Below are 17,158 nucleotides of genomic sequence, written 5' to 3'. Positions count from 1 at the left end.
CTCTACTGATGTCGCTTGGGTATGGCTTTCTTTTCACCGGGCTATTGTCAGTCCCTGGAAGATCGTAAACACGTTCTAAGATAGGGCGCAGCAAACCGTTGCCAACGCCGTTCTCTTCCCGAATTTTCAACCAAGGACCCATGACATGGCTGACCTGAATGCCGCTTTCGAAGCCGCAGTGGCCCATTCCAAGAACCTCAGCGAGCGCCCCGACAACGTCACGCTGCTGAAGATCTATGCGCTGTACAAGCAGGCCACGGCGGGCGACAACACCGAAAAGAAGCCCGGCTTTTCCGACGTGGTGGCCCGCGCCAAGTGGGACGCATGGGAAAAGCTCAAGGGCACCGGTCTCGATGCCGCCAAGCAGCAGTACATCGACCTGATTGAGTCGCTGAGCTGAAGCGGTGTTTGCCCCCGAAAAAACGGCTTCAGGCCGTTTTTTCATGAGCGCCACAGGGTGGCGGCGGGCAGTGCTTCAGTCGCGCCAGGTCACGCTGTCGCCCACAGCAGCGCGCTGCGTGCGGAAAAGGTTCGCCGGATGCGCGGGGTCGGCCAGTCCGAACGAGATGCCGCAGACGATGCTGCGGTCTGGGTCAATGCCCAGCACCTCGCGCAGCACGCCGGGGTAGGCGGCCAGCGCGGCCTGCGCAATGGACGCCACGCCCAGGCCGTGGGCGGCCAGCAGAAAATTGCCCACATAGGCGCCGCAATCCACCGCACCATACAAACCCAGGGCCTCGTCGCTGCTGACGATGGCCACATGCGGGGCGCCAAACATGGTGAAGTTTTCGGCCGCCTGCCGGGCAGAGGCCTCGCGGTCACCCTTGGCGATGCCCAGGGCCTCGTAAAGACCCCAGCCGCATTGGCGCCGGCGCTCCTGGTAGACGCCCCGGTATTCGCGTGGCCAGGGCAGGTCGGGCGTGGGGGCCTGGGTGGCCACATGGGCCTGCAGGGCGCTGCGCAGGCGGGCCAGGGTGGCGCCGCTGGCGATGGTGAGCTGCCAGGGCTGCGCGTTGCACCACGAGGCCGTGCGCTGCGCGGTTGCCAGGATGCGTTCGATGGTGGCGCGCTCCAGCGCCTGCGGCAGGAAGGCGCGGCAGCTGTAGCGGGTGTGCAGCAGGGTGGACAGCGCTTCGTGGGCGGGCGTTGTTCCGGCAGGTGCTGCTGCGGGCAGCGGTGTGTTCGGTGTGGCCATCTCAGGCTTTCGGGGCCGCCGCTATGGCGGGGGTCTTCTTTTTGGCCGGTGCTGCCTTGCGTGCGCCGGGGCGGGGGGCGTTGAGCAGCGCATCGAGCTGCTCGCCGATCTCGGCTTCGATGCGCGCCTTGAAGGCGCCCAACAGGAAACCGAGCTCGGCCTTCATTTCAAACTGGATGGCATCCACCCGCAGCGTGCCGTTGATGCCGGCACGGCTGAAGTGCAGGGTGTCCTGCGTGTCGCCTTCTTCGTAGGTGCAGTCCATGTCAAACTTTTCTTCCGCCTTTTCGGCCCAGGCGCAACCGATTTTTCGGGCTTCCTCGAAGCCCAGGTGGTGTTCGCGGTGGATGTGGATGTCAGGCACCGGGGGTCTCCTTGTGGTGGGGTTGTAGTGCGCGCAGGCTCTGGTGGCGTTGCGCCGGGGGCTGCTGCGCCAGTTGTCTGACGGCATCATAAAACCGGGGCCACTGGCGGCCCTCGCGCTCGAACAGGGCTTCGAACGCGGGCACCAGCTCGTCGTAGGCGGCCTGGGCGGCAAAGCTGGCGTTGTTGGCTCGGGCCACCCAGCGGTCGTAACCTGCCAGCTGGGCGGTATTCAGGGCGGCGGGCCGTCCGTGCGGGGCCGCCAGCCAGCCGGTGCGCAGCGCAGCGTAGCCGGTGCGAAAGTCCTGCATTGCTTCTGTTTTCATGGCTGCCAGCGCTTTCTCCTCCAGCGCCAGAGCCTCTTTTTGTTCATAAATGGCCGCCAGCCGCGCCCTGGTGGCGCGCGTCAGGGCGCGGAAGGCGCTGCGCCGCCCGTTGCTTTCGGCAAAGGCCGCGCGGGCCTGCGGGCTGGCCTGCGTGGCCAGCCACTGCGCGCTGCCCAGCCGCTCCACCGCCGTGGCAAACGATTCGTTGAACAGCGTGTCGTCCGGCACATAGACCACCTGGTGCGCCAGTTCGTGGAACAGCAGGCGCACGAATTCGCCCTCGGGCCAGGCGATGAAGGTGGAGAGCAGCGGGTCGCCGCCGGCCCAGTTCATGTAACCCAGGGTGGAGTAGGCGGGCACGCCATACACCTCGACCTCCAGGCCTTGCTGCGCCAGCTGGGCGGCTTCGGCCTGGGCGTCGGCTTCGGTGAAATAACCGCGGTAGCCGATGCAGCCCGCGACCGGAAAGCACCAGCGGTGCAGCGTGAGTGCAAAGGGCGGCGCGGCCACCACGTTCCACACGGCATAGGGACGCTGGAGGTCGGCATAGCGGCGGTAGCTGGCGTTGTCGGGCAGGGCCAGTTCCGTCACCGCAAAGGCGCGGGCGCGCTGGGCCAGCTGCAGGCGTTCGCGCAGTGCGGGTGCAGTGTCGGTTCGCGCCACCCAGCGGTCGATGGGCTCGGCCGCCTGCATGATCTGCAGATGCCCCCGCACCGACTGCCAGTAGTAGCCCAGCGTGCCGCCCTGGCTGGCGCAGCCCGGCAGTGCCAGGAGCAGAAGGCTGGCCAGTGCGCAGCGTGGCAGAAACGAAAAGGGCATGCCGGCAAGGAGAGCGGGGGATGGCCCGCAGTGTAGACACAAGGCCGGCTGCCTGCGGTCTGCGGGGCCTGTCAGGAGCCTGGCGCGCGCCGTTTCTAGAATGCGCCATGACCTGTGCTGCCCCCGAACCTGCCACGCCCATGCCTGCGGGCCTGTTTGCCGACGAGGCCGGCTGCCCGCGCTGCAGCTGGTGCCAGGCCACACCGCTGTACCGCCACTACCACGACCATGAATGGGGATTCCCGGTGGTCGATGACCGGCGGCTGTTCGAAAAGCTCTGCCTGGAGGGCTTCCAGGCCGGCCTGAGCTGGCTCACCATCCTGAACAGGCGCGAGGGCTTCCGTGCGGCGTTCGCCCGGTTCGACGCTGAAGCCATTGCCGCATTCGATGCGCAGGACGTGGAGCGCCTGGTGCAGGACACCGCCATCGTGCGCCACCGCGGCAAGATCGAATCGACCATCCACAATGCCCGGCGGGCGCTGGAGCTGCGGCGCGAGTTTGGCTCGCTGGCGCATTATGTGTGGCGCTTCGAGCCGGCTGCCGCGGATCGCCCGCAGCGCATCACCCGCGAAGTGGCGCGCACCCTGGTCACCTCGCCCGCATCCGTGGCCCTGTCGAAAGACCTCAAGCAACGCGGCTGGAGCTTTGTGGGCCCCACCACCATGTACGCCTTCATGCAGGCCATGGGGCTGGTGAACGACCACCTGGAGGGGTGCCACGTCCGCGCCGCCGCACTGGATGCGCGGCAGGCTCTGGACATGCCGCGCGCCTGAAAACCGCGTGCGGCGGGGGCTGGCGGTTCAGGAGGCCGGCCGCGGGCGCAGCATCCACAGCGCCCCCAGTGCCGCCACCCCCAGCAGTGCCGTCAGCCACAGCGCTGCGGCGCCCAGGCCATCGAGCAGCATGCCAAAAAGCACCGGCGCAAAGGCCTGTGCCACGCGGGCGGGTACCATCATGAGGCCCTGGCGGGCGCCGTAGCCTGCGGGGCCGAACAGCACCAGCGGCAACGTGCCCTTGGCAATGGTCAGAATGCCGTTGCCCGCTCCGTGGAGCACGGTGAACAGCGCAGCCGCCGGCCCGCCCACCACCATCAGCAAGGCCGCGCCCACCGGGTGGGCCGCCGCCGCCAGCCGGGCCGATAGCAAGGGGTGCAGCCGGCGCAAGCAACCAAACTCCAGCAGGCGCGCAGCAACCTGGGCCGGTCCGACGAGCGCCGCCATGGCCACTGCGGCCTGCAGCGACGTGCCGCTGGCTTGCAGCAGGCGCGGCAGATGGGCCGCCATGGCCGTGCTGGTGAACCAGGTGACGGCGAAAACGAAGGACAGCAGCACGGTGGTGCGCAGGGCGTGGTCCGGGGTGGGCGATGCTGGCATGGCGGTGGTGGCGACGGGTGTGCTCACGGGTGGGGCCGGTGCCATTTCTGCGGATTCGGTGCGAGGCAGCCAGCCATTGAGCGGCAAGCCCACCAGCAGGTGCAAGGCGGCCCAGCCAACGCATGCGCCGCGCCAGCCCCAGTGCACTTCCATCCACGCCGACAGCGGCCAGCCGACGGTGCTGGCAAAGCCCGCAATCAGCGTGATGCCGGTGATGGCGCCGCGCGCGCCCTGGCCGTACAGGCGCACCAGCGTGGCAAACGCGGCTTCATACAACCCCGAGCCCATGGCCACGCCCATCAGCACCCAGGCGGCAAACAGTCCCACGGGACCCTGGGCCAGCGCCATGCCCGCGAGGCTGGCGGCAAACAGCAGGTTGGTGGCCACCAGTACCGGGCGGCCGCCATGCCGGTCAATCGCCCGGCCCGCCAAAGGGCCCAGCAAGGCCGACACGATGAGTGCCGCCGAGAACGCCGCGAATACGGTGGGCGTGGCCACACCCAGGTCACGCGCCATGGGCGCCGCCAGCATGGCCGGCAGGTAATAGGACGAGGCCCAGGCCAGGGTTTGCGCGCTGCCCAGGCGTGCCACGGTCCAGTGCCGGGACGATGGTCTCATGAGCGCCCGTGCGCCACGCCGCGCAGCCTGGGGGTGCCAAGGCTTGCCGGCGCTGCGGCTGGCGCGTCAGGCGCGCTGGCCTTTGGCATCGATGACCACTTCGCCGTCTTCCTTGGTGAAGGCGCCCTGCTGTGGCTGGGGCAGGATGTCCAGCACAGCCTCCGATGGGCGGCACAGGCGTGTGCCCTGCGGCGTGACCACGATGGGGCGGTTGAGGAGGATGGGGTGGGCCAGCATGGCATCAATGAGCTGGTCGTCCGTTACGCCGGGGGCGCCCAGGTTCAGTTCAGTGAACAGCGTTTCCTTGGACCGCACTGCGTTGATCACCGGCTGGCCGGTGGCCGCAATCAGGGATACCAGGGTTTCGCGGCTGGGCGGTGTCTTGAGGTATTCAATGACCTCTGGCTCCACACCGCTGTTGCGGATCATGGCCAGGGTGTTGCGGGAGGTGCCGCATTTCGGGTTGTGATAGATGGTGACGGTGGACATGGGTGGGAAGTGTCTCAGGACGCCATGGCCGTTGCAATGGGCAGGGTTAGGCGGGCCAGCCAGGCAGTTGCCGCAGCGCGTGCAGCAGGGTGCTGCCTGCGTGGTCCAGGGTGGTGTCGTTGTGCACCTGCACGGCGGCGGCATGGGGCGTGGGCTGGAAGGCCACCGCCCGCCGGACCCGCGCTTCGATCTGCTCGGCGCTTTCGCGGCCACGGGCGGTCAGGCGCTGGCGCAGCATGTCGGGGCTGGCGGTGATGTGCACGGCGACCAGCTGCGGGTAGTGCTGCAGCGCCTGGGGCAGGTAGGCGCGTGAGCCGTTGACCAGCACCCACGTGTGCCTGGCCAGTGGTGCGAGCTCTGCGTGCCGCACCCCATAGTGCAGGCCGTTGGCCTCCCAGTGCAGGGCAAAGGTCTGGGTGTCGCGCAGCTGCCTGAAGGTGCTTTCATCCACACTTTCGTGTGCTTCGCCGCCGGCGGGCGCGGAGCGGCTGATGGTGCGCCGCGCCCAGTGCACGCGGCTGGATTCGGGCAGGTGCTGGCGCAGCCAGTCGAACAGCGAATCCTTGCCCGCGCCCGAGGGTCCCATGCAATAGACCAGCCGCCCGGTCATGCCCCCATCTCCAGGTGGTCCAGCAGCACGAAATCGGCGCCCGGGGTGGGTTCGGCGAACAGGGCCAGGCTGTTGAAGCTCAGGGGGGGCAGATCGGCAAAGAACTGTTCCGCCGCATCCTGCACCAGGGCCTGGGTGCTGGCGGCCACGGTGTCGAGCGGGCCGGTCAGCGACAGGTGAAAGCGAAACTCTTCCAGCACGAACGGATAGCCCCAGCGCAGCAGCAGCGCTTCCTGCCGGGGCGTCAGTCCGCCCGCCCGTCGGCGTGCCAGCTCGACGGGCGACAAGGGCGCCGCCAGCGGCTGCAGCTGCGTCACGCAGGCGGCGGCGGCTTCGTGGAGGGCGGCTTGCGTGGCGGGCGCTGCCATCGGCACCAGCGCCAGAAAATCGTCGAGGCGTTCGACCTGCAGGGGCGGCAGGGTGAAGGGCTGCAGGTGGCGGGCTACGGCTTGTGTGGCCTGGTGCAGCGTCAACCAGTCCACGCCGGGCGCCAGCATGAAGGGCGCTTTCAGCGTGGCGTGCCAGCCGTAACGCCGGGGCGCTGCCGTCAGGCGGTACAGGTCTTCCTGGGCTACGCCCACGATGTCCAGCTGGGGCAGGGGTTGCAGCTGCGCAGCGCAGCGGCCCAGCCAGTGGCTGCCGGCCAGCCAGCCCAGGGTGCCGGGGGCCGGGGCGAAATACACCGCGTAGCGGTGCGCGGGGGCGGTTTCAGTGCTCATGGTGTGCAATGGTCAGTTTGACGCGGTCTCCCGCGAACCAGGCGCGGGCCCATTCGATGGGGACGCCGGCGGGGTCCACATTCAGGCTCTCCACCTGCAGCACGGGGCGGCTGGCGGGCTGGCGCAGTGCGGTGGCCACCTGCGTCTCCGGCAGATCGGCGGTGATGCGGCTTTCGCGGCGGGTGTAGTCGGCCACGCCATGGGCGGCGAAGCCTGCCGTGATGGAGCCGGTCTCCCGCACCACGGCGGCCAGCCCTTCGAAGCGGGGCAGGGGGAAATAACGCTCGCTCACATGCAGCGGCTGGCCTTCGGCGTTGCCCATCACGCGCAGCACCAGCACCTTGCTGCGCACCGGCACCTGCAGGGCCCTGGCCAGTGCCGCCGTGGCAGGCACCACCTGTTCGTGCAGCACCTCCAGGCTGCCGCGCAGGCCGGCCTGCGCCAGGCCTTGTTGGTGCCGCGTGCGCTTGCCCAGCACCAGGTCCACCGCAAAGTCTTCCACGTAAGTGCCGCTGCCTTGCGTGATGCGCACCAGGCCCTGGTGGCACAGGCTGGCCAGCGAGCGGCGGATGGTGTGGCGGTTCACGCCGAACTGTTCGGCGAGCGCGTGCTCCGAGGGCAGGCGCTGGCCTGGTGGGTAAATGCCGTTGCCGATGGCCTCGGCCAGTTCGGCGGCGATGCGTGTCCAGAAGCTGTCGCGGGCCGGGCGTGGTGTCGGGGTCGATGAAACCGTGGAGGAGGTGCTGGCTGTCATGAAAACTACATGAGCGCTCTTTAAGCTGGCGCGAGTTGTTCAATTTGTCTATACAACTTTCAGGGTATCACTTTCATGTTTCAAGCCTTTGACAACCCCGGCGCTGGCAGGCCGCCCGAGCGGGCGCAATGGATGGCCTTGCTGGCCCGTGCGCCGGTCGAGCTGCTGGAGCCCGTGTTGCGCGAACACGTGGGCCGACCCGCACGCTGGCTGCGTGCCCCCGAAACCGGGCTGATGATGGTGCAGGGCCGCGCCGGTGGCACGGGCGAGCGCTTCAACCTGGGAGAGATCACGGTCACCCGCTGCGCATTGCGCGTGGAGGCAGGCGGTGGTGAAGCCACCGTGGGCGTGGCCTATGTGCTGGGGCGTTCGCAGCGCCAGGTGCATCTGGCCGCGCTGGCCGATGCCTTGCTGCAGGACCCCGCACAGCAGTCGGCGCTGGACGCCGCCCTGCTGGCACCGGTGCGCAGGCATCTGGTGGAGCTGCAGGCGCGCCGAAGGGCGCGTGCCGCCAGCACCAAGGTCGATTTCTTCACGGTGGCCCGCGAAAGCGCAGGCGATGGCGAGGAGGACACGGAATGAGCGAGCACGCGTTGTCCGCGCTGGGCGCGGGATTCTCCAGCGAAGCCCTGGGCAGCCAGGCCGTGTTCCGTGCCGTCTTGCAGGCGCTGTCGCAACCGGGCCAGCCGGTGCCCCTGGACCACGATGCCGAGTTGCCTGCGGCAGGCCATGGCGCTTCGGCCGCCGCCTTGCTGGCCCTGCTCGACAGCGATTGCACGCTGTGGCTGTCGCCCCGCCTGGCGGCCAGCAATGCGGGCCTGTGGCTGCGCTTTCACACCGGTTGCCAGCTGGTGGCGAGGCCAGAGCTGGCCCGCTTCGCCTGGGTCGCACAGGGCGATGCCCTGCCACCCCTGCCCACCTTTGCGCAGGGCAGCGACGCCTACCCCGAGCAATCGGCCACCTGCTTCATCGATGTGGAGGCCCTGACCGTCGGCAAACCGGCAGAGGGCATGTGGTGCCTGAGCGGCCCGGGCATCCGGGGCGTGCAGCAGCTGCGGGTGGGGGGCCTTCCGGCCGACTTGGAACGCCAGTGGGCCGACAACCATGCCGCCTTTCCGCGCGGCGTGGATGTGCTGCTGGCCACGACGCACCAGCTTGCGGGCCTGCCCCGCACCACCCGCATCGCGTCCGCCGTGGAGGCCCGAGCATGTACGTAGCCGTCAAGGGCGGAGAAGCCGCCATCCTCAACAGCTATCGCCTGCTGGCCGAGCAGCGCCGGGGCGACCCCGCACAGCCTGAACTGTCGGTGGCCCAGATCCGCCAGCAGCTCAAGCTGGCCGTGGACCGCGTGATGACCGAAGGGTCGGTGTACGACCCCGAGCTGGCGGCACTGGCCATCAAGCAGGCGTCGGGCGATCTGGTCGAGGCCATCTTCCTGCTGCGGGCCTACCGCGCGACGCTGCCACGCCTGGGCACCACCTGTCCGCTGGACACCGCCGCCATGGCGCTCGACCGCCGCATTTCCGCCACCTTCAAGGACCTGCCGGGCGGGCAAGTGCTGGGCCCGACCTATGACTACACCCAGCGGCTGCTGGATTTCACGCTGCTGGCACAGGGCGCGGCGATGGATGGTCCGGCCAGCGGTGCGCCGGTGGTGCCAGAGCCTGCGGCCAGCCCGCGCGTGGTGGACCTGCTGAACCAGGAGGGTCTCATGGAAACCCGGCCCGCCCCGCCGGGGGATCCGATGCCCAGCGACCTGACGCGCGAGCCCCTGCGTTTCCCGGCCGACCGCGCCACGCGGCTGCAGAACCTGGCGCGCGGTGACGAAGGCTTTTTGCTGGCCATGGCGTATTCCACCCAGCGCGGCTATGCGCACTCGCATCCTTTCGTGGGCGAGGTGCGCCTGGGTTCGGTGGCGGTGGAGATCGAACCCGAGGAGCTGGGCTTTGCGATCTCCCTGGGCGATATCGAAATCACCGAGTGCGAAATGGTGAATCAGTTCGCCGGCAGCAAGACCAGCCCGCCGCAGTTCACGCGGGGCTACGGGCTGGCGTTTGGCCACAGCGAACGCAAGGCCATGGCCATGAGCCTGGTGGACCGCGCGCTGCGGGCCGACGAGCTGGGCGAGGCCATCAATTCGCCCGCGCAGATGCAGGAATTCGTGCTCTCGCACAGCGACAGCCTGGAGGCCTCGGGCTTCGTGCAGCACCTGAAGCTGCCGCACTACGTGGATTTCCAGGCAGAGCTGGAGCTGGTGCGCAAGATGCGCGCCGCCGCCAGCGGGGCCGTTGCCGATTCCCTGCAAGGAGACGATGCATGAATGCACCCCATCACCCCGACTGTATGCCCGCCGTGATGGGACTGCCCGCCGAGGCGGCCCAGGCCCACGGACACTTCAACTTCGCCTACCTGGACGAGCGCACCAAGCGCATGATCCGCCGCGCCATCCTCAAGGCCGTGGCCATTCCCGGCTACCAGGTGCCCTTCGGATCGCGCGAGATGCCGCTGCCCTATGGCTGGGGCACCGGCGGCATCCAGGTGACGGCGGCCATCATCGGGCCGCAGGATCGCCTCAAGGTCATCGACCAGGGCTCGGACGACACGGTCAACGCCGTGAACATCCGCCGGTTCTTCGAACGCACCACGGGGGTGGCCACCACCACGCGCACCGTCGAGGCCACGCTGATCCAGACGCGCCACCGCATTCCGGAGACTCCGCTGACCGAAGGCCAGGTGCTCGTCTACCAGGTGCCCGTGCCCGAGCCCATGCAGCGGCTGGAACCGCGCGAAACCGAGACCCGTACCCTGCATGGCCTGGCCGAATACGGCCTGATGCACGTGAAGCTCTACGAGGACATCGCGCGCCACGGGCACATCGCGACCACCTACGACTACCCGGTGCTGGTGAATGGCCGCTACGTGATGTCGCCCTCGCCGATCCCGAAGTTCGACAACCCCAAGCTGCACATGAGCCCGGCCCTGCAGCTGTTCGGGGCCGGCCGCGAAAAGCGCATCTACGCCGTGCCACCCTATACGCGGGTGGAAAGCCTGGGCTTTGACGACCACCCCTTCGAGGTGCAGCGCTGGGATGCGGCCTGCGCGCTGTGCGGTGCGACCGACAGCTTTCTGGACGAGGTGATCACCGACGATCGGGGCACCCGCATGCATGTGTGCTCGGACTCCGACTATTGCCAGGAGCGCCAGGCACGGCAAGCCGATTCCGCGCAGGCACAAGGCGGTGCAGCATGAGCAGCGTGCACCTTCGTGAAGCCCAGCGTGCAGACCTGGACAACGTGCTGGCCCTGTATGCCGCCATTGAAGACAGCCCCGCTGACGTGCTGACCCTGGAAGAAGCCCAGGCCGTATGGGCCCAGTTTGCCCGCTACCCCAGCTACCGGCTGTGGGTGGCCTGCGACACAGCGGCGCACGGCGCGGTGGTGGGCACGTATGCGCTGCTCATCATGCACAACCTGGCGCACCGGGGGGCGTCCTCGGCCATCGTCGAAGACGTGGTGGTGGCACAGGACCAGCAGGGCCGTGGCATTGGCCGCCAGATGATGGCCCACGCCATGCAGCAGGCGCGCGATGCGGGCTGCTACAAGCTCGCGCTCTCGTCCAACGCCCGCCGCGCGGGCGCCCATGCGTTTTATGAATCCCTGGGCTTTGCGCAGCACGGCCTGAGCTTTGTTGTCGAGACCCTCACATGAACCACCCAGAACCTGCTGCGCCGCTGCTGAGCGTGCGCAATGTCAGCAAGCGCTATGGCGACCGTGTGGCGCTGCAGGGCGCGTCCTTTGACCTGTGGCCTGGCGAGGTGCTCGCCGTGGTCGGCGAGTCCGGCTCCGGCAAGTCCACGCTGCTCAACGCCATTGCGGCACGCAGCGCCCCGGACGAAGGCACGGTGCAGTTCCGCCAGCGCAGTGGCGCGCTGCAGGACATCTATGCCATGACCGAAGCCCAGCAGCGCCTGCTGGCCCGCACCGATTGGGGCTTCGTGCACCAGAACGCAGCGGACGGCCTGCGCATGGATGTATCGGCCGGCGCCAACGTGGGCGAACGCCTGATGGGTCTGGGCGAGCGCCACTATGGCTGCCTGCGCAGCACCGCTGCCGACTGGCTGCAGCGCGTGGAGATTGATCCGGCGCGCATCGACGACGCGCCTCGCACCTTCTCGGGAGGCATGCGCCAGCGCCTGCAGATTGCCCGCAACCTGGTCACGCAGCCCCGCCTGGTGTTCATGGACGAGCCCACCTCGGGCCTGGATGTGTCGGTGCAGGCGCGCCTGCTGGACATGTTGCGCCAGCTCACCCGGCAGATGCAGCTGGCCGCCATCATCGTCACGCACGACCTGGCGGTGGCGCGGCTGCTGGCCCACCGCATGGTGGTGATGCAGCGCGGCCGCGTGGTCGAGTCGGGCCTCACCGACCAGGTGCTCGACGACCCGCAGCATCCCTATACCCAGCTTCTCGTTTCTTCGGTATTGCAGCCATGAACCCTCCCATTCTCCAGATGAAAGGGGTGGCCAAGCGCTTCACCCTGCACCACCGGAACGGCATTGAACTGTCCGTGCTGTGCCATGTGAACCTGGCCGTCAGCCCGGGCGAGTGCGTGGTGCTCGACGGCCCCTCGGGCATGGGCAAGAGCACGCTGCTCAAGATGATCTACGCGAACTACCGCGCCAATGCCGGCAGCATCACGGTGCAGCCGCCCGGCGGCGCGGCGGTGGATGTCACCCAGGCCACGCCCCGCGCGCTGGTGCAGCTGCGCCGCGACACCATGGGGTATGTCAGCCAGTTCCTGCGCGTGATTCCCCGGGTGTCGGCGCTGGACGTGGTGGCCGAACCGTTGGCCGAGGATGCCCACGATGACATTGCCGCGCTGGAGGCGGCGCGCGACCAGGCACGCCAGTGGCTGGAGCGCCTGCGCATTCCCGAGCGCCTGTGGCACCTGCCGCCCGCCACCTTTTCGGGCGGCGAGCAGCAGCGCATCAACATCGCGCGCAACATGATCAAGCCCAAGCCGCTGCTGCTGCTCGATGAGCCCACGGCATCGCTGGACGCGGCCAACACCGAAACCGTGATTGCCCTGATTGGCGAGGCGGTGGCGCGCGGAGCCGCCTTGGTGGGCATCTTCCACGACGCCCATGTGGGTGCCGCCGTGGCCACGCGCCGCGTGAATGTGGGCGATTTCCGGGGGACGGCGGCATGAGCGCCATGGTCTTCAAGAACGCCCGTCTGGTGCTGCCGGGCGAGGTGGTGCACGGCGCTTTGCGGGCAGATGCTGGGCGCATCGCGTCGATGGACACCGGAGCCACCTCGGCATTGGAAGGTCTTGACCTGGGTGGCGACTACCTGATGCCGGGCCTGGTGGAGGTGCACACCGACAACTTCGAGCGCCACCTCATGCCCCGGCCCAAGGTGCAATGGGCCGAGATGCCCGCGCTGCTCGCGCACGACGCCGAGATCGCCGCCGCCGGCATCACCACGGTGCTGGATGCCCTGGGGGTGGGCGAGGCGGATGCGGACAGTCTGCGCGGCAGCGCCTGGAACCGCGTGCTCGACACCATCGACACCTGCACCGAGCGCAATCTGCTGCGGGCCGACCACCACCTGCATGTGCGCTGCGAACTGCCCGCACCCAACACCATCGCGCTGTTCGAGCCCTTCCACGGGCACCCACGCCTGTCGCTGATCTCGCTGATGGACCATACGCCCGGCCAGCGCCAGTGGGAAGACATCGAACAGGCGCGCACCTACTACACCGGCAAGAAGGGCTGGAGCGCCGAGAAGTTCGAGCGCCAGGTAGAGCATGCCGCTGCGCTGCAGGCGCAATATGCCGAGCCGCACCGCGCCTACTTCGTGGATTACTGCCGCACGCACGGCATCTCGCTGGCAAGCCACGACGACACCACGGTGGCGCATGTGGCGCAGGCCCATGCCGAGGGGGCTGCAATGTCGGAGTTCCCGACCACGCTGGCAGCTGCACGCGCTGCGCATGAGCGTGGCCTGCTCACCGTCATGGGCGGCCCCAACGTGGTGCGCGGTGGCTCGCACTCGGGCAATGTGGCGGCGGCCGATCTGGCGTGCCAGGGGCTGCTGGACATTCTTTCGTCCGACTACGTGCCCGGCAGCCTGCTGAGTGCGGTGATGCGCCTGGTGCACGACGGCATCCTTCCCCTGCCGCAGGCCGTGGCCACCGTCACGCGCAACCCGGCCCGCTCGGCCGGCATGGCCGACCGGGGCGAACTGGCGCCGGGGCTGCGCGCGGACCTGGTCCAGGTGCACATGGCCGAACTGTCGGATGGATCGCTGCAGGCCGTGGTGCGCGGGGTGTGGCGCGAGGGCATCCGGGTGCTCTGAGGCTCTTTTCTGACACCCAAATTTCTTGCAACTGTCAAAACCATGTCACGAGGCAACCGCACACTGGGTTGTCTATACGACTTGAGGGCCATGTGATGTCTATAGCGCTTCGCATACAGCAACTGAACAAGCATTTTGCCAATGGCAAGCACGCCTTGCGCGACATCCATCTGACCGTGCAGCGTGGCGAGATGGTGGCCCTGATCGGTGCATCCGGTTCTGGCAAATCGACCCTGCTGCGCCACGTGGCCGGGCTGGTGGTGGCCGATGGCGCCAGCGATTCACTGATCGAGGTCGACGGCCGCTGCGTGCAGCAGGGTGGTCGCATCCACCGCGACATTCGCCAGGTGCGGGCGCAGGTGGGTTTCGTGTTCCAGCAGTTCAACCTGGTGGACCGTTTGCCGGTGCTGATGAATGTGCTGGTGGGCCTGTTGCACCGCACGCCGCGCTGGCGCGGCTGGCTGCGGCTGTTCAGGCCGCACGAACGCGCGTTGGCGCTGGAGGCGCTGGCCCGTGTCGGCATTGCCGACTGCCACGCCCAGCGCGCCTCCACCCTGTCGGGCGGGCAGCAGCAGCGGGCCGCCATTGCCCGCACCCTGGTGCAGGGCGCCAAGGTGGTGCTGGCCGACGAGCCCATCGCCTCGCTAGACCCCGAGTCTTCGCGCAAGGTCATGGACATCCTGGCGCGCATCAACCGCGAAGACGGCAGCACGGTCATCGTGTCGCTGCACCAGGTGGATGTGGCCATCAAATACTGCCCCCGCGTGGTGGCACTGCACCAGGGCCGCGTGGTGTACGACGGCCCGTCCGCTGCCCTCACCCCCGGGCTGCTGCGTGAGCTCTATGGCGTGCAGGCCGACGAGATCCTGGCGGGTGCGAACCCTTTGCCTTCGGTTGCCGCGCCTGCCGTTTCGCCGGTTGCCGGCTGGATGCCACCCCTGGCCCAGGCGGCCTGATCCCTTTCCTTCGCTCTTTCCATTCACGGGAGTTTTCATGATCAAGAAACTGTGCGCAGCCATGGCCCTGGGCCTGGGCATGACGGGGGCCTTTGCCCAGGACATCAACTTCGGCATCATCTCCACCGAGGCCACGCAGAACCTCAAGGCCGACTGGCAGCCCCTGCTGGACGACATGGCCCAGCAGACCGGCTTCAAGATCAAGGCGTTCTTTGCGCCCGACTATGCCGGCATCATCGAAGGCATGCGTTTCAACAAGGTGCAGGTGGCCTGGCTGGGCAACAAGTCGGCCATGGAAGCCGTGGACCGCGCCAACGGCGAAGTGTTTGCCCAAATGGTCAACGCCGATGGCACGCAGGGCTACTACTCGCACCTCATCGTGCACAAGGACAGCCCCCTGGCCACGCTGGATGACGTGCTCAAGAACAGCAAGTCGCTGAGCTTCGGCAACGGTGATCCCAACTCCACCTCGGGCTTCCTGGTGCCGGGCTACTACGCCTTCGCACGGAACAAGGTCGACGTGAAGACGCATTTCAAGATCGTGCGCAGCGCCAACCATGAGACCAATGCCCTGGCCGTGGCCAACAAGCAGGTTGATGTGGCCACCAACAACAGCGAAAACCTCGGCAAGATCCAGGAACGGCAGCCCGAGAAGTTCAAGGACATCAAGATCGTCTGGACCTCGCCCCTCATCGCGCTCGATCCCCTCGTGATGCACAAGGACATGCCCGAGGCCACCAAGACGAAGATCAAGAACTTCTTCTACAACTACGCCAAGACCGCCCCCCGCGAGAAGGAGGTCGTGATGAAGATCTCCAAGCTGTCGGGCTTCAAGCCGTCGAGCAATGCGCAACTCACCCCGATCCGCCAGCTCGACCTGTTCGGCAAGCGCAACAAGATCGAAGCCGACAGCACACTGGCCGAGACCGAGAAGAAGACCCGCCTGGCCGAGATCGACCAGCAGCTGGCGTCCCTGAAGTAAAGCGTTCCACTCTTGTGCCGGCGGTGGGCTGACAACAGCAGTTGTTGCCCACCGCCCCGGTGATTTCAGGTATATCCATGTCTTCTGCCCTGACCCCTTCGCTCACCCACCTGGCCCAGGCCACCGCGCCCAAGCGCAGCCTGGGCTGGTACCTGTCCTGGGGCATTTTTCTGGTGCTGCTGGCCGCTTCATGGAAGGGCGCCGACATGCGCCCTCTGGACCTGTTGCAGGACTCGGGCAACATGGCACGGTATGCGGCAGAGTTCTTTCCACCCAACTTTGCGCAGTGGCAGCTGTATGTGCAGGAGATGCTCGTCACCTTGCAGATCGCGCTGTGGGGCACGGCCCTGGCAGTGCTGACCGCCGTGCCTCTGGCGTTGCTGGCCTCGTCCAACATCGTGCCGTGGTGGGTGTACCAGCCGATGCGCCGCGTGCTCGATACCTTCCGCGCCATCAACGAAATGGTCTTTGCCATGCTGTTCGTGGTGGCCGTGGGCCTGGGGCCTTTCGCGGGCGTGCTGGCGCTGTGGATCCATACCTCGGGCACGCTGGCCAAGCTGTTTTCCGAGGCGGTGGAGGCCATCGACCCCCAGCCCGTGGAAGGCATCCGCTCGACCGGGGCGAGTGCCTTGCATGAAATCATCTATGGCGTGATTCCGCAGGTGATGCCACTGTGGATTTCCTTCACGCTCTACCGCTTCGAGGCCAACGTGCGTTCCGCGTCGGTGGTGGGCATGGTGGGCGCCGGGGGTATTGGCGTGGTGCTGTGGGAAATCATCCGTGGCTTTCAATATGCCGAAACCTGTGCGGTGATGCTCATCATTGTGGTGACCGTGAGTGCCATCGACCTGGTGTCTGCGCGCGTTCGCAAGGCCCTGGTGTAACGCCACCACTGGAGCCCCCATGGCTTTGACCCTGATCGATATTTCGCAGGTGCTGGTGACCCGCGGCAAGGAGCAGTATGGCCGCGAAGCCGTCAGCCAGCTCGAGCACGCGTTGCAGTGCGCCCACCTGGCCGAACTGGCCGGTGAAACGCCGGAAACCGTGGCCGCGGCGCTGCTGCATGACATTGGACACCTGTTGGCGCCAGGCGGTGGGGCGGCAGACCGTGCGGGCCACGATGATCTGCACCAGTATGTGGCGCTGCCTTTCCTGCGGGCCCTGCTGCCACGCGCCGTGCTGGAGCCCGTGCGGCTGCATGTCGATGCCAAGCGCTACCTGTGCACCATGGAACAAGGGTACTGGGAAGCACTGTCGCCTGCTTCCCGGCAAAGCCTGGAGCTGCAAGGGGGTGCGTATTCGGTGGACGAGGCCGTGCAATTTGCCTCCCAGCCATTCGCCAGCGAAGCCATCCGGCTGCGCCGCTACGACGATGCCGCCAAGGTGCCCGGCCGTGCGACGCCCGCGTTCGGGTATTTCATGGGTGCGCTGGCAACGGTCACCGCGCGGCATGCGCTGGCCAGTCAGGTGCCTGGCGCCGCATCCGCCTGACGAAGCCGTCGCTCAGGGCGGCAGCGCGCTTCGCGCTTCGCTCGGCGTGGGCCGATGGCGTCGGCCCGCCATGGGCCATGCATCGGGGCCTGCCGTATCCGAAC

General features: G+C 67.7%; 22 protein-coding genes. 14 read left to right on the top strand and 8 right to left on the bottom strand.

Annotated elements, in window-relative coordinates:
• Positions 1 to 145 precede the first annotated feature (145 nt).
• A complete protein-coding gene (locus tag AC1Q5S_RS14530; protein ID WP_303835322.1) occupies positions 146 to 400 on the top strand; it encodes an acyl-CoA-binding protein in 255 nt (84 codons plus the stop codon).
• A 75-nt stretch (positions 401 to 475) separates the two neighbouring features.
• Here the strand turns inward: AC1Q5S_RS14530 and AC1Q5S_RS14525 are convergent, their stop codons facing one another.
• The 3 genes from AC1Q5S_RS14525 to AC1Q5S_RS14515 are packed head-to-tail and all read right to left on the bottom strand — an operon-like array spanning position 476 to position 2,703.
• Positions 476 to 1,195, bottom strand: coding sequence for a nitroreductase (locus AC1Q5S_RS14525; RefSeq protein ID WP_422203224.1), 720 nt, complete (start codon positions 1,193 to 1,195; stop codon positions 476 to 478).
• Between the two features lies 1 nt (position 1,196).
• Positions 1,197 to 1,559 carry a polyhydroxyalkanoic acid system family protein gene (locus tag AC1Q5S_RS14520; RefSeq protein WP_303835318.1) on the bottom strand — a complete coding sequence of 121 codons (363 nt, stop codon included), beginning with the start codon at positions 1,557 to 1,559 and terminating at the stop codon, positions 1,197 to 1,199.
• On the bottom strand, positions 1,552 to 2,703 hold the full coding sequence (locus tag AC1Q5S_RS14515) for an aminopeptidase (protein ID WP_422203222.1): 1,152 nt from the start codon (positions 2,701 to 2,703) through the stop codon (positions 1,552 to 1,554). The genes AC1Q5S_RS14520 and AC1Q5S_RS14515 overlap by 8 nt, the downstream gene beginning before the upstream one ends.
• Before the next feature lie 107 nt (positions 2,704 to 2,810).
• Between AC1Q5S_RS14515 and AC1Q5S_RS14510 the strand changes: the two genes are divergently transcribed.
• Positions 2,811 to 3,476 (top strand): DNA-3-methyladenine glycosylase I, encoded by a 666-nt coding sequence (locus AC1Q5S_RS14510; protein WP_422203220.1) that lies wholly within the window; start codon positions 2,811 to 2,813, stop codon positions 3,474 to 3,476.
• A 27-nt stretch (positions 3,477 to 3,503) separates the two neighbouring features.
• Here the strand turns inward: AC1Q5S_RS14510 and AC1Q5S_RS14505 are convergent, their stop codons facing one another.
• The 5 genes from AC1Q5S_RS14505 to phnF all read right to left on the bottom strand — a co-directional run bounded on the left by AC1Q5S_RS14505 (position 3,504) and on the right by phnF (position 7,266).
• Complete coding sequence (locus AC1Q5S_RS14505; protein WP_303835312.1) at positions 3,504 to 4,694, bottom strand: MFS transporter; 1,191 nt, start codon at positions 4,692 to 4,694, stop codon at positions 3,504 to 3,506.
• A 66-nt stretch (positions 4,695 to 4,760) separates the two neighbouring features.
• Positions 4,761 to 5,183, bottom strand: coding sequence for an arsenate reductase (glutaredoxin) (gene arsC, locus AC1Q5S_RS14500; RefSeq protein WP_422203217.1), 423 nt, complete (start codon positions 5,181 to 5,183; stop codon positions 4,761 to 4,763).
• A 46-nt stretch (positions 5,184 to 5,229) separates the two neighbouring features.
• Positions 5,230 to 5,793, bottom strand: a complete 564-nt coding sequence (gene phnN, locus AC1Q5S_RS14495; protein ID WP_422203215.1) for a phosphonate metabolism protein/1,5-bisphosphokinase (PRPP-forming) PhnN — start codon at positions 5,791 to 5,793, stop codon at positions 5,230 to 5,232.
• Positions 5,790 to 6,512: a DUF1045 domain-containing protein gene (locus AC1Q5S_RS14490; RefSeq protein ID WP_422203213.1), complete on the bottom strand. Its 723-nt coding sequence runs from the start codon at positions 6,510 to 6,512 to the stop codon at positions 5,790 to 5,792. Before AC1Q5S_RS14490 ends, phnN begins: the two co-directional genes overlap by 4 nt.
• Complete coding sequence (gene phnF / locus AC1Q5S_RS14485) at positions 6,502 to 7,266, bottom strand: phosphonate metabolism transcriptional regulator PhnF (protein WP_422203211.1); 765 nt, start codon at positions 7,264 to 7,266, stop codon at positions 6,502 to 6,504. Before phnF ends, AC1Q5S_RS14490 begins: the two co-directional genes overlap by 11 nt.
• Before the next feature lie 75 nt (positions 7,267 to 7,341).
• On the opposite strand from phnF, the gene phnG reads away from it, so the two are divergent.
• From phnG to AC1Q5S_RS14425, 12 genes are all read left to right on the top strand, one after another.
• A complete protein-coding gene (phnG, locus tag AC1Q5S_RS14480) occupies positions 7,342 to 7,848 on the top strand; it encodes a phosphonate C-P lyase system protein PhnG (RefSeq protein WP_422203209.1) in 507 nt (168 codons plus the stop codon).
• Entirely contained in the window at positions 7,845 to 8,483 is a 639-nt protein-coding gene (gene phnH, locus AC1Q5S_RS14475; RefSeq protein ID WP_422203207.1) for a phosphonate C-P lyase system protein PhnH, read from the top strand. Before phnG ends, phnH begins: the two co-directional genes overlap by 4 nt.
• Complete coding sequence (locus AC1Q5S_RS14470) at positions 8,474 to 9,586, top strand: carbon-phosphorus lyase complex subunit (RefSeq protein ID WP_303835298.1); 1,113 nt, start codon at positions 8,474 to 8,476, stop codon at positions 9,584 to 9,586. Before phnH ends, AC1Q5S_RS14470 begins: the two co-directional genes overlap by 10 nt.
• Positions 9,583 to 10,515, top strand: coding sequence for an alpha-D-ribose 1-methylphosphonate 5-phosphate C-P-lyase PhnJ (locus AC1Q5S_RS14465; RefSeq protein ID WP_422203205.1), 933 nt, complete (start codon positions 9,583 to 9,585; stop codon positions 10,513 to 10,515). Before AC1Q5S_RS14470 ends, AC1Q5S_RS14465 begins: the two co-directional genes overlap by 4 nt.
• Positions 10,512 to 10,973 carry a GNAT family N-acetyltransferase gene (locus tag AC1Q5S_RS14460; protein ID WP_422203203.1) on the top strand — a complete coding sequence of 154 codons (462 nt, stop codon included), beginning with the start codon at positions 10,512 to 10,514 and terminating at the stop codon, positions 10,971 to 10,973. The genes AC1Q5S_RS14465 and AC1Q5S_RS14460 overlap by 4 nt, the downstream gene beginning before the upstream one ends.
• Positions 10,970 to 11,758 carry a phosphonate C-P lyase system protein PhnK gene (gene phnK / locus AC1Q5S_RS14455; protein ID WP_422203201.1) on the top strand — a complete coding sequence of 263 codons (789 nt, stop codon included), beginning with the start codon at positions 10,970 to 10,972 and terminating at the stop codon, positions 11,756 to 11,758. The genes AC1Q5S_RS14460 and phnK overlap by 4 nt, the downstream gene beginning before the upstream one ends.
• A complete protein-coding gene (gene phnL / locus AC1Q5S_RS14450; RefSeq protein ID WP_422203199.1) occupies positions 11,755 to 12,474 on the top strand; it encodes a phosphonate C-P lyase system protein PhnL in 720 nt (239 codons plus the stop codon). Before phnK ends, phnL begins: the two co-directional genes overlap by 4 nt.
• Complete coding sequence (locus tag AC1Q5S_RS14445) at positions 12,471 to 13,625, top strand: alpha-D-ribose 1-methylphosphonate 5-triphosphate diphosphatase (RefSeq protein ID WP_422203197.1); 1,155 nt, start codon at positions 12,471 to 12,473, stop codon at positions 13,623 to 13,625. Before phnL ends, AC1Q5S_RS14445 begins: the two co-directional genes overlap by 4 nt.
• A gap of 95 nt (positions 13,626 to 13,720) precedes the next feature.
• On the top strand, positions 13,721 to 14,581 hold the full coding sequence (gene phnC / locus AC1Q5S_RS14440; RefSeq protein WP_422203195.1) for a phosphonate ABC transporter ATP-binding protein: 861 nt from the start codon (positions 13,721 to 13,723) through the stop codon (positions 14,579 to 14,581).
• A 37-nt stretch (positions 14,582 to 14,618) separates the two neighbouring features.
• Positions 14,619 to 15,563: a phosphonate ABC transporter substrate-binding protein gene (gene phnD / locus AC1Q5S_RS14435; protein WP_422203193.1), complete on the top strand. Its 945-nt coding sequence runs from the start codon at positions 14,619 to 14,621 to the stop codon at positions 15,561 to 15,563.
• 77 nt (positions 15,564 to 15,640) lie between these two features.
• Entirely contained in the window at positions 15,641 to 16,447 is an 807-nt protein-coding gene (gene phnE / locus AC1Q5S_RS14430; RefSeq protein ID WP_303835284.1) for a phosphonate ABC transporter, permease protein PhnE, read from the top strand.
• Positions 16,448 to 16,466: 19 nt separating this feature from the next.
• Positions 16,467 to 17,054: an HD domain-containing protein gene (locus AC1Q5S_RS14425; RefSeq protein WP_422203191.1), complete on the top strand. Its 588-nt coding sequence runs from the start codon at positions 16,467 to 16,469 to the stop codon at positions 17,052 to 17,054.
• Positions 17,055 to 17,158: the final 104 nt, after the last annotated feature.

The sequence above is a fragment of the Acidovorax sp. GW835-FHT14B10 genome, assembly GCF_058793725.1.
The sequence above is the reverse complement of the archived record's forward strand: the minus strand, read 5'-3'. Positions and strand labels throughout refer to the sequence as shown.